General features: G+C 38.5%; 12 protein-coding genes. All 12 read left to right on the top strand.

The features are described from left to right. Positions 1-42: 42 nt before the first annotated feature. From BN1208_RS04445 to ubiG, 12 genes are read left to right on the top strand one after another with little or no spacing between them, the layout of a single operon-like run. Positions 43-840 carry a ZIP family metal transporter gene (locus tag BN1208_RS04445; RefSeq protein WP_046488261.1) on the top strand — a complete coding sequence of 266 codons (798 nt, stop codon included), beginning with the start codon at positions 43-45 and terminating at the stop codon, positions 838-840. Next, entirely contained in the window at positions 840-2,159 is a 1,320-nt protein-coding gene (rimO, locus tag BN1208_RS04440; protein ID WP_046488260.1) for a 30S ribosomal protein S12 methylthiotransferase RimO, read from the top strand. The genes BN1208_RS04445 and rimO overlap by 1 nt, the downstream gene beginning before the upstream one ends. Positions 2,160-2,171: 12 nt before the next feature. After that, a complete protein-coding gene (gltX, locus tag BN1208_RS04435) occupies positions 2,172-3,563 on the top strand; it encodes a glutamate--tRNA ligase (RefSeq protein ID WP_046488259.1) in 1,392 nt (463 codons plus the stop codon). 18 nt (positions 3,564-3,581) lie between these two features. Beyond that, positions 3,582-3,818, top strand: coding sequence for an RNA chaperone Hfq (hfq, locus tag BN1208_RS07300; RefSeq protein ID WP_046488257.1), 237 nt, complete (start codon positions 3,582-3,584; stop codon positions 3,816-3,818). Further along, on the top strand, positions 3,818-4,954 hold the full coding sequence (gene hflX, locus BN1208_RS04425) for a GTPase HflX (protein ID WP_046488256.1): 1,137 nt from the start codon (positions 3,818-3,820) through the stop codon (positions 4,952-4,954). Before hfq ends, hflX begins: the two co-directional genes overlap by 1 nt. Positions 4,955-4,971: 17 nt before the next feature. Then, positions 4,972-6,183 carry an FtsH protease activity modulator HflK gene (gene hflK / locus BN1208_RS04420; RefSeq protein ID WP_046488255.1) on the top strand — a complete coding sequence of 404 codons (1,212 nt, stop codon included), beginning with the start codon at positions 4,972-4,974 and terminating at the stop codon, positions 6,181-6,183. A gap of 5 nt (positions 6,184-6,188) precedes the next feature. Further along, positions 6,189-7,058, top strand: a complete 870-nt coding sequence (gene hflC / locus BN1208_RS04415; RefSeq protein WP_046489292.1) for a protease modulator HflC — start codon at positions 6,189-6,191, stop codon at positions 7,056-7,058. Positions 7,059-7,067: 9 nt separating this feature from the next. After that, a complete protein-coding gene (locus BN1208_RS04410; RefSeq protein WP_046488254.1) occupies positions 7,068-7,253 on the top strand; it encodes a DUF2065 domain-containing protein in 186 nt (61 codons plus the stop codon). Between the two features lie 3 nt (positions 7,254-7,256). After that, positions 7,257-8,408 (top strand): ATP phosphoribosyltransferase regulatory subunit, encoded by a 1,152-nt coding sequence (locus tag BN1208_RS07350; protein ID WP_046488252.1) that lies wholly within the window; start codon positions 7,257-7,259, stop codon positions 8,406-8,408. A gap of 6 nt (positions 8,409-8,414) precedes the next feature. Beyond that, positions 8,415-9,728, top strand: coding sequence for an adenylosuccinate synthase (locus tag BN1208_RS07345; protein ID WP_046488250.1), 1,314 nt, complete (start codon positions 8,415-8,417; stop codon positions 9,726-9,728). A 6-nt stretch (positions 9,729-9,734) separates the two neighbouring features. Beyond that, entirely contained in the window at positions 9,735-11,069 is a 1,335-nt protein-coding gene (locus BN1208_RS04395; protein WP_046488249.1) for a TRZ/ATZ family hydrolase, read from the top strand. Beyond that, a complete protein-coding gene (ubiG, locus tag BN1208_RS04390) occupies positions 11,039-11,758 on the top strand; it encodes a bifunctional 2-polyprenyl-6-hydroxyphenol methylase/3-demethylubiquinol 3-O-methyltransferase UbiG (protein ID WP_046488248.1) in 720 nt (239 codons plus the stop codon). Before BN1208_RS04395 ends, ubiG begins: the two co-directional genes overlap by 31 nt. Position 11,759 lies beyond the last annotated feature (1 nt).

The following is an 11,759-nucleotide window of genomic DNA, read 5'->3' as shown; positions in this document are numbered from 1 at the left end:
GTTTCGTTATAATACTTAATTCTGTCACCATAATTTAACTCCATGCACACACTTCTTTGGATTCTATTTTCTTGCTTTATTGGTGGTTTATTAAGTGTCACGGCTGCAGCGCTTGTGACCATGAATACGAGAACGCACCTTGTTTCGCATTTAGTAAGTTACGCAGTAGGTGCGATGTTGGGCGCAGTTTTCTTAGAAATATTGCCGCATGCTTTTAAACTTACAAATAATATAGAAGCTACAACCTTTGTCGTCTTATTCGGCATACTTTTATTTTTTGTGCTTGAAAAATTATTATTATGGCGTCACTGTCATGGCGATCATTGTGAAGTGCATGATATGCATCAAGAAAGTCATACTTCTAAAGATCATCAACATACCCATGATGCAGGACGAAGCGGTAGCATGATTATGGTGGGTGACTTATTTCATAATTTTGTCGATGGTATCTTAATTGGCTCAGCGTTTATGGTAAGTACCAGCTTAGGTATTGTGACAGCGTTAGCGATCATTGCGCATGAGATCCCCCAAGAAGTAGGTAATTTTTTGATTCTCCTTAATTCAGGCTATAAGAAAAAGGAAGCTTTTATTTTTAATCTTCTTGCAAGTTTTTCGACCGTTTTAGGTGGACTCTTAGCTTATTTTATTTTGGAGTCTATGATGGATTGGGTGCCTTTTATTCTAGCGCTCGCAGCGTCTAGTATGATTTATGTATCAATCGCTGACTTGATTCCAGGTCTTCATAAAAAAACGGAATTACTTTCCACTGTATTTCAAGTCACACTCATTGTATTAGGTGTGGCATCTGTGGCTCTTACACAACTGATTGTAGAAGGCTAATGGCGTCACATATTCCTAAAGTAGGTTTTGTATCGTTAGGTTGCCCTAAAGCCGGTTCAGATTCCGAAAGAATATTAACGCAATTACGTGCAGAAGGTTATGACATCTCAAAGTCCTATCAAGATGCTGATCTAGTCGTAGTGAATACTTGTGGTTTTATTGATTCAGCCGTTAAAGAATCAATGGATGCCATAGGGGAAGCCGTTAAAAAAAATGGCAAAGTCATAGTCACGGGTTGTTTGGGTGCTAAAAAAAGCATCATTGAAAAAGAATATCCAAATTTACTCGCCATCACAGGACCTCATGCATTAAATGAAGTGATGTCGGCTGTGCATACTCATTTAGAAAAACCGCACGATCCTTTTAGTGATCTAGTGCCACCTCAAGGCATCCGTTTAACACCTAAACACTATGCCTATTTAAAAATTTCAGAGGGCTGCAATCATCGATGTTCATTTTGTATTATTCCATCGATGCGTGGAGATCTCGTAAGTCGATCCATTGATGATGTGATGAAGGAAGCTGAAACGTTAGTTAATAGCGGTGTATCAGAAATTTTAGTGATTTCACAAGATACAAGTGCTTATGGTGTGGATATCAAATATCGAAGTGGTTTTTGGAATGGCCGTCCCATTAAAACTAAACTGTATGATTTAGCCGAAGCCCTAGGATCTTTAGGTGTGTGGATCAGAATGCATTATGTATATCCTTATCCTCATGTCGATGACATCATTCCTTTGATGTCCGAAGGTTCGATTTTGTCTTATCTGGATGTGCCTTTTCAACATGCAAGTCCTCGCATTTTAAAGCTCATGAAGCGACCCGCAAGTTCGGAAAATAATCTTTTGCGTATCAATAAATGGAGAGAAGTGTGTCCCGATATCACGATACGTAGTACTTTTATTGTAGGCTTTCCAGGAGAGACGGAATCTGAATTTGAATCGCTATTAGATTTTCTGGAACAAGCCCAATTAGATCGCGTGGGTTGTTTTAAATATTCGCCTGTCGATGGTGCGAGTGCAAATCTTTTAGATGGACATGTCCCTGAAGAAATAAAAGAAGAACGATTACAAAAATTTATGGAAACGCAAGCACGCATCAGCCATAAAAAACTTCAGGCTAAAGTGGGCCAAACATTCACTGTTTTAGTTGATAGTCATGATGGTGATTATGCGATTGCGAGATCGATGGCAGACGCACCTGATATTGATGGCAAAGTTTTCTTACGTGATGGCAAGCTTTTGAAGCCAGGTGATTTTGTCGATGTTAAAATTGAATCTTATGATCAACATGATTTATTTGCAGGCCCTAATGTTTAAGAAGAAATCCCTATGACCGTTGTCACACGTTTTGCTCCTAGCCCCACAGGCTACCTTCATATTGGAGGCGCCAGAACCGCATTATTCTCGTGGGCTTATGCCAAAAGACATCAAGGTCAATTTATCTTACGTATTGAAGATACTGATTTAGAAAGATCTACCCCTGAAGCAGTGAAAGCCATTATGGATGGTATGACATGGCTTCATCTTAATTACGATGAAGGTCCTATTTACCAAACAAAACGTATGGCAACTTATAAAACATACATTGATCAATTGATTAAGGAAGATAAAGCCTACCTTTGTTATTCATCCAAAGAAGAATTAGAAATTTTACGTGAATCACAAATGAAAGCTGGCTTAAAGCCAAAGTATGATGGGAAGTGGCGGCCTGAATCTGGAAAAAGCTTACCTCCAATTCCTCAGAATATTCAACCGGTCGTGCGCTTTAAAAATCCGTCATCAGGTGTTGTCACATGGCATGATTTAGTCAAAGGTGAGATCACGATTGCTAATGAGGAACTCGATGATCTTGTCATTGCAAGAGGAGATGGCACACCTACTTATAATTTTTGCGTAGTCATTGATGATTGGGAAATGAAAGTCACGCATGTCATTCGAGGTGATGATCATATTAACAATACACCACGCCAAATTAATCTCTTAAAAGCTTTGAATGCAACCATTCCAGCATATGCACATTTATCCATGATATTGGGTGCTGATGGTCAAAAGCTATCCAAAAGACATGGGGCTGTGAGTGTGATGCAGTATTTCGATCAAGGTTATCTGCCTGAGGCGATTTTGAATTATTTAGCTCGTCTTGGATGGAGTCATGGCGATGATGAAATTTTTAGTATGGCTGATTTTTGTCAATGGTTCGATCTAGACCATATCACTTCCTCATCTGCACAATTTAATACAGAAAAATTAGATTGGCTTAATAGCCATTACATCAAAACTCTGCCACTTGACCGCATAGCTTTGGCAATAGAACCTTATTTAAAAGAAGTAATGCATTCGCCGATCGATTCCAACCTTTTACTAAAGGCGATTGATATTCATCGCGAACGTGCAAATCATTTAACAAGTCTTGCTGGTGATATTGCTTATATTTTTGAATATCAAAAACCGAATCAGCAAGATTTTGAAAAGCATATTAATGCTGAAGCATTAGACCTTATCAAATCCTTTCAAGCTGCTTTAATTAAGATTGATTGGACGAAAGAAGCCATTCATAATGTGATGAATGACGTGGTGACTTTACATGCGATTAAATTTCCAAAACTTGCGATGCCACTTCGAGTCCTTTTAACAGGCATCGGACAATCGCCGAGTATTGATGCTGTGATGGAAATCTTAGGGCATGATGAAACGATGAAACGTTTGAATCTTTACTTATAACTATATTTGGAATCCTCTATGGAAAAAAAGACGACACATCTACAAGATGAGTTTTTAAATCAACTCAGAAAAGAACATGTATCAGTATCTATTTATTTAATGAACGGTATTAAATTACAAGGCAATATTGAGTCATTCGATCAATACGCTATTTTATTAAAAAATACTGTGAGTCAACTCGTCTATAAACATGCTATTTCAACCATCGTACCTATGCGTAATGTCAACATAGAGCCTCCAGCAGACGATGATTGATGTTTGAACGTCCGAACGAAGGAAAGTCCGCCTGTGTAATCAGTATTAACTTTGGTGATAACGATTTCGAAGAGAGTGTCGAAGAAATTAAAGAGCTCGTATTAAGTGCTGACATGAATATTGTCAGCACAGTGAATATTAAGAGATCAGCCCCCGACCCTAAGTATTTTTTAGGCTCAGGAAAAGCCGAAGAAGTGAAGTTCATCATTCAAGAGTCAAAAGCTGATACCGTCATTTTTAATCATAACCTCAGCCCCTCCCAAGAGCGAAACTTAGAAAAATATTTTAGTACGCGCATCTTTGATCGTACTGCACTCATCTTATTAATTTTTGCAAAGCGTGCTAAAAGTCACGAAGGAAAACTTCAAGTCGAATTAGCGCAGCTTGATCACTTATCGACAAGACTAATTAAAGGCTGGAGTCACTTAGAAAGACAAAAAGGGGGTATTGGTGTAAGAGGAGGCCCCGGTGAAAAGCAATTAGAACTTGACCGCCGGATGTTAAAACTTCGCATTAAGCAGTTGAAAGAAAAATTAGATAAATTAAAACGACAACGAACAATGCAGCGAAAAAAAAGAAGTCGGTCGAATGTGCTCAACATTTCCATTGTAGGTTATACCAATGCGGGTAAATCCACTCTCTTTAACCAGCTAACGCATGCGAATGCATTAGCGATGAATCAGCTTTTTGCAACGCTTGATACTACCTCTCGAAAACTTTTCATTCAAGAAGGGGTGGAATGTGTGATCTCAGATACGGTGGGCTTTATTAAGGCGCTTCCTACCACCTTGATTGAGGCGTTTAAATCGACTCTTGAAGAGTCAAGAGAGGCTGATTTACTGCTTCATGTCGTGAATATGGCCAACCCAAATCATAGTGAGCAAATCATTGCGGTGAATAAGATTCTAGAAGAGATTAAAGCGGCGTCAATACCACAAATTCTTGTTTTAAATCAGATTGATAGACTTGATATAAAGGCGAATCATGAAAAAGATGAATATGGTAGAATTTCAACTATTCAGTTATCTGCAAAGACAGGCGAGGGTATTGAACTTTTAAAAGAGGCTATCCTCCAATTATATGTTGCAAAGCATTCAGCTGAAACCGAAATATTTGAAGAAAATCCCCTTAATTAATTAGGTAGTATAAATTTATGGCAAAAACCCCTGGACAAAATAACAATCAAGAAGAAGGACCTCCGGATCTAGACGAGCTTTTAAACGATATAAGAAAAAAAATAGGCCGCATGTTTGGTAAAAAAGAAATAGATCAAAAAATACCCAAACCTAGCGGAGGCAATGCGTCACCAAACCCAGGAAATGACCAACTTCCTATCGTACCGATTGTCCTTATTATGGTCCTGCTTTGGGCAGCTACAGGCTTCTATATTGTAGACCAGGGTTCACGAGGTGTTGTTTTAAGATTTGGTAAAAATACAGAAGTGACCATGCCAGGACCACGTTGGCATATTCCATATCCGATTGAGTCAGCTGAGGTGGTTAATCTTGAACAAGTGCGTACCATTGAAGTGGGTTATCGGTCCGCAGGCGATGCTGCTGGTAGAGCCAAAGAACTAAGAGAGTCATTGATGTTAACGGATGATGAAAATATTATTGACCTTCAGTTTGCAGTGCAATATAACCTCAAATCCGCTGAAGCTTTTTTATTTAATAACCGCTCTGCAGATGGTTCCGTGAGAGGTGCTGCTGAAAGTGCGATCCGCGAAATTGTAGGCAAGAGTAAAATGGATTTTGCGTTATATGAAGGTCGCGAAGAGATTGCTGTTAAGGCCAAAAAGCTCATGCAAGAAATCTTGGATCGATACAATACGGGCATTAATGTGACAAGTGTCACGATGCAAAATGCACAGCCGCCGGAACAAGTTCAAGCCGCATTCGACGATGCAGTCAAAGCAAAACAAGATTTAGAGCGTCAAAAAAATGAAGGACAAGCTTATGCGAATGATGTTATTCCAAAAGCTAAAGGTACAGCTTCAAGATTAGCCTCTGAAGCCCAAGGTTATCGTGTCAGAGTTGAAAGTGAAGCGAAAGGTAATGCAAGTCGTTTTGAACAAATACTGACACAATATAATCGCGCCCCCGAGGTGATGAGAGATCGTATTTATATCGAAGCGCAAGAGCAAATTTTATCGAACGTGTCAAAAGTCATTGTGGATCAAAAGAGTTCAAATAGCCTCTTATATTTGCCGCTAGATAAACTTATTCAACAAGGTTCAGCCAATATTAAAGACAACGTATCGTCTCCCATTAATGTCTCCCCTCAAATTGATATGAACCAAACATCTCTTCAAAACTTGGAGAGATCACGAGACGCATTTAAATCAAGAGAGCGAGAAATAAGATAATGACTATGAAAAAAATACCTTATATAGTAGCTGGCTTCCTACTGACGATCATGATTCTTGCCACATCGACCTATACTGTCGATCAAAGGGAGCATGCGATAGTGTTTAGGCTGGGTGAAATTGTATCCATCAAAAAAGAACCAGGACTTTATTTTAAAACCCCTCTTATTGAAAATGTACGGTTTTTTGATAATCGTATTTTGACGCTTAACGTGCAAGAAGCTGATCGTTTTATTACGAGTGAAAAGAAAAATGTTTTGGTTGATTCTTTCATCAAGTGGAAAATTATTGATCCAGCTAAATACTACGTTTCAGTCAAAGGAGACGAAGTTCAAGCGGAAAGAAGAATTTCACAAACTGTAAATGATGGTTTACGTGCAGAATTCGGTAAAAGAACAATCCAGAATGTGGTCGCAGGAGAGCGATCTGAAATTATGGAAATTTTAACTGAGCGCGCGGATCGTGATCTACGTTCTCTCGGAATTCAAATTTTAGATGTACGTTTAAGACGAGTGGATCTTCCCAAAGAGGTAAGTGAATCAGTGTATCAACGTATGGATGCAGAACGAAAATCTGTCGCGAATGAACTTCGCTCTCAAGGGTTTGCTGCATCAGAAAAAATTCGTGCAGATGCAGAAAAACAGCGTGATATTATCATTGCAGAAGCATACAAAGAAGCTCAAAAATTAAAAGGTGATGGCGATGCAAAAGCTGCAGAAATTTATGCCAATGCCTATGGTAAAAATCCGGAGTTTTATGCTTTTTATAGAAGTGTAGAGGCTTATAAAAATAGTTTTAGAGATAAAAGTGACATTATGGTCCTTGACCCAAGCTCTGACTTTTTAAAATACTTGCGGAGTTCTAAGAAGAAATAAAGAGTAAAAATGAAAAGTTGGCTTTTATTATCAATTGGTCTTATGTTGATTTTAGAAGGTATCATGCCTCTTTTTCTTCCAGAGGGCTGGCGTAATACTTTCAAAAAAATGATTACCATGAAAGGTGGTCAGATTCGTTTTATGGGTTTTATATCTTTTTCACTAGGATTAATTTTTTTATTTTTAGGCCGATAGCGGATGAATCAATGGACACTCCCAGATTATATTGAAGACATGCTTCCCGATGAAGCAGTCTATCTCGAGTCATTAAGACGATCTATTCTTGATCTCTATCAAACGCACAGCTATTTATATGTCATTCCTCCTATGCTGGAGTACATTGAATCCTTAAATGGTAATGGTCAGGATATGGATCTCGATACATTTAAAGTCGTCGATCAGTTGACAGGAAGACTTATGGGTGTTCGCGCTGATATCACACCTCAGGTCGCACGTATTGATGCACACCTTATTCAAAATGATGAAGTCACAAGATTGTCTTATGCAGGCTCGGTGTTAAGAACAAAGCCAGCCAGCTTTCTTCAGTCAAGAGAGCCATTCCAAATTGGAGCTGAGCTCTATGGGTTTAAAGGTATCGAAGCTGATCTTGAAATTCAAACGCTTTTAATTAAAACACTGAGTACCATCGGCATTCAAAATCCAGTATTTGATTTTAATCATCTTGATATTTTTACGTCCCTAATTGCATCATCCAATATGGCACGTGATCATCTTGATCTTTTGTATCAAGCGATGCAGAAAAAAGATAAATCAGAAGTGATTAGTTTAACCAAATCAATAGATAAAAAAAATCGAGATGCACTCATTGCTTTAGTAAGCCTTTATGGTGATGTCAATATCCTAAAAGAAGCTGAGAAAGTATTGCCGCAAGATAAGGCTATTAAAAGTGCGCTGCAATTTTTAAACCAACTTGATCAAGCTTTAAAACACAATCAAATTAAAGTGTCATATGACCTAAGTGACATTCGTGGCTATCAGTATCACAATGGTTTAGTGTTTTCAGTATATGCAGATCAGTGCTATTCGCCCATTGCATTGGGTGGTCGCTATGACAATATTGGCGCATCATTTGGACGTAATCGTCCAGCCACAGGCTTCACGATGGATTTAAAAAATATTGTCACTTTATTTCCTAGCGGTAAAAAAGCGAAAGCCATTTTAGCTCCTCAAGGAATTGATAGTGAATTACAAAATGCAATTGAGTCATTACGTCAACAAGGTGAAATTGTTGCGATTGATTTATTTGGCCATATGAATGCGATACAAAATAATTGTGATCGCATATTGATTCAAGACGCGAGCAAAGCGTGGAAAGTCAAAACGGTTTAATTGAAGATGGCAAAAAATTTAGTAGTCATTGGTACACAATGGGGCGACGAAGGTAAAGGTAAAATTGTCGATTGGTTAACGGATCACGCAGAAGGTGTCGTTCGTTTTCAGGGGGGACATAATGCAGGTCATACATTAGTCATTGGCCAAGGCTCAAGCCAAAAAGAATATAAACTAAATTTAGTACCCTCAGGCATTATTCGTAAAAATGTAGATTGTTTTATTGGCAATGGTGTCGTACTCGATATTGAGCACTTGCTTCACGAAATCAAGACGCTTGAAGCCGATGGCATTGAAGTCAAAAGTCGTTTATTTGTAAGTCCAGGGTGCCCTTTAATTTTAAAGCATCACGTAGCACTCGACCAAGGTCGAGAAGCAATGCGTGAAGCTAAAATTGGTACTACCGGTAAAGGTATTGGCCCTGCTTATGAAGACAAGGTGGCTCGTCGCTCGCTCCGCGTTTACGATTTACTTAATCCAGATAATTTTAAAAATAAACTTGTAGAAGTTATGGATTACCATAACTTTGTCTTGCAACATTACTTAAAAAAAGATCCGATTGACGTCAATCAGCAGTTTGATCTGTCGATGACGCATGCAGAAAAAATAAAACCATATCTTGCTGATGTTTCACAAAAACTTTATGAAGCAAATGCTAAAAATAAGAATTTACTATTCGAAGGCGCGCAAGGTTCACTTTTAGATATTGATCACGGGACTTATCCTTATGTGACTTCATCAAATTGCGTGTCAGGTCAAGCAGCAGCAGGTGCTGGTGTGGGTCCGCATATGTTGCATTATATTTTAGGTATCACAAAAGCTTATACGACGCGTGTCGGTGGCGGACCTTTTCCGAGTGAACTTGATATAGAAACTCAAGAGACACCAGGGTATCAAATGTCAACCAAAGGTAAGGAAATTGGTACAGTGACTAAACGAAAAAGACGTTGTGGTTGGTTTGATGCAGCTGCATTAAAACGCTCCGCGATGATTAATAGTCTCACAGGATTATGTATCACCAAACTTGATGTTTTAGACGGCATTAAAAAAATCGGTATCTGTGTGGGCTATGAATTAGACGGTAAAAAAATTGATCTTCTTCCTTTGGGTGCTGATCAAGTAGAGCGTTGTAAACCAATTTTTATTGAAGTCGATGGCTGGGATGAGAGCACCTTCGGTATTAAATCGATGGATGATCTTCCTAAAAATGCGCAGCTTTACCTCAAGACATTAGAAAAATTATGCGAAGTGCCTATTCATGTTGTATCGACTGGCCCTGAGCGTGATGAAACGATCGTCCTTAAACATCCCTTCGAATAATAGCTCATGACAGATACGCGTATCCAACCTGTCAGTACGATTATTTCTGCCAAATGGATTTGTCCCGTTAGGCCTCACAATAAAGTACTCGAGGATCATTCGATTATTATTGATGAGGATCGAATCATCGATATTATTGAGACTAAAAAAGTCGCGTCTCTTTATCAATCCAATCAGCACTTTCAGCTCCATCATCATATCGTTACGCCTGGCCTTATTAATGCACATACACATGCTGCGATGAATTTATTTAGAGGTTTTGCCGACGATCAACCCCTTGATACATGGCTTAATGACTTTATTTGGCCACTTGAAAAAAAATGGGTCACACCTGATTTTGTGCATGATGGCACACTTATTGCATGCGCTGAAATGTTAAAGAGTGGTGTGACTACATTTAATGAAATGTACTTTTATCCTGAAGCTGCATCTCGTGCGATTAAACAAAGTGGTATGAGAGCTAACATCGGTCTTTTTGTGATGGATTATCCTTCGAATTACGCAAATGATGGAGAAGATTATCTAATGAAAGGGCTTGAAGCCAGAGATGGTTGGCGTGATGAAAGTCTGATCACATCAAGCTTAGCCCCGCACGCACCATACTCAATCTCAGATAAAACCTTAAATCAAGTGTTAACTTATGCGAATCAACTTAATCTCACGATTCATATGCATATCCATGAAACAGAAAATGAAATTAGTGAGAGCCTAAAACAATATCAAATAAGACCCATTGAGAGACTCAATCGTCTTGGGATCATAAGCCCACAATTTATGGCAGTGCATGCTGTTTATTTGAACGATGAAGACTTATCCACACTTTCAAAAGAATCTGCATCGGTCATTCATTGCCCGACATCCAATTTAAAATTAGGCAGTGGTATCGCTAATATTGAAGCGTTACAAAAAAACCATATTAATATATGTATTGGTACAGACGGAAGTGCCAGCAATAATAAACAAGACGTATTGCATGATATGCAATTAGCATCTTTGCTTGCTAAAGGTATGACAAAAAATCCTGCGATACTTGACGCTAAAATATCATTAGATATGGTCACTATTAATGCTGCAAAAGCACTAGGGCTTGAAGATTGTATTGGGTCGATTGAAAAAGGAAAGTTTGCAGATTTAACAGTATTTAATATGGATCACTTATCCACATTGCCTATGTTCGACCCTATGAGTCATTTAGTTTATGCAACCACGCGTGAAGAGGTCAGTCATGTGTGGGTGAATGGTTTATTGCAATATGAAGAGGGACACTTAACATCCATTGATATTCAATCATGTAAGGACATAGCACTCAGATGGCAACTCAAGATAAAACAAAACATATAAACGTTTCTGAAGAAGAAATCGCTAAATTTAATGAGCTCGCTCATAAATGGTGGGATAAAACGAGTGAATTTAAGCCACTTCACGATATCAATCCTCTCCGCCTTAATTTTATCCATAAAAAAATTAATTTAAAGCGTAAAAAAGTGCTCGATATAGGTTGCGGAGGGGGCATTCTTTCTGAATCTATGGCAAATCTGGGTGCGGATGTCACAGGGATTGATATGGGTGAGAAAGTGATCAACATTGCAAAGCTCCATGCGCTGCAAACGAAGATAGATATTGATTATCAATGTACTTCCCTAGAAGCCTTTACTTCAAAAAATAAACCTATTTTTGATGTGATCACATGTATGGAAATGCTAGAGCATGTGCCAGAACCTTCAGCAGTTGTGGCATTATGTGCGAAACTTTTAAAACCAGGTGGCACACTTTTTATGTCGACCATTAATCGCAACATAAAAGCATATTTATTTGCAGTGATTGGTGCTGAATATATTCTAAATTTATTACCACGTGGCACACATGATTACGAAAAATTTATTAAACCCTCTGAACTCATTTCTTGGTGTCGAGAAGAAGATCTAACGGTTGTTACCTTAAAAGGTATGACTTATAACCCAATCACGGATGTGTATAAATTGGGCGATGATGTTTCGGTGAATTATCTTCTTGAAGTCACAAAAGATTAAT

The organism is Candidatus Methylopumilus planktonicus, from assembly GCF_000981505.1.
Taxonomy (GTDB): Bacteria; Pseudomonadota; Gammaproteobacteria; order Burkholderiales; family Methylophilaceae; genus Methylopumilus; species Methylopumilus planktonicus.
The sequence above is the reverse complement of the archived record's forward strand: the minus strand, read 5'-3'. Positions and strand labels throughout refer to the sequence as shown.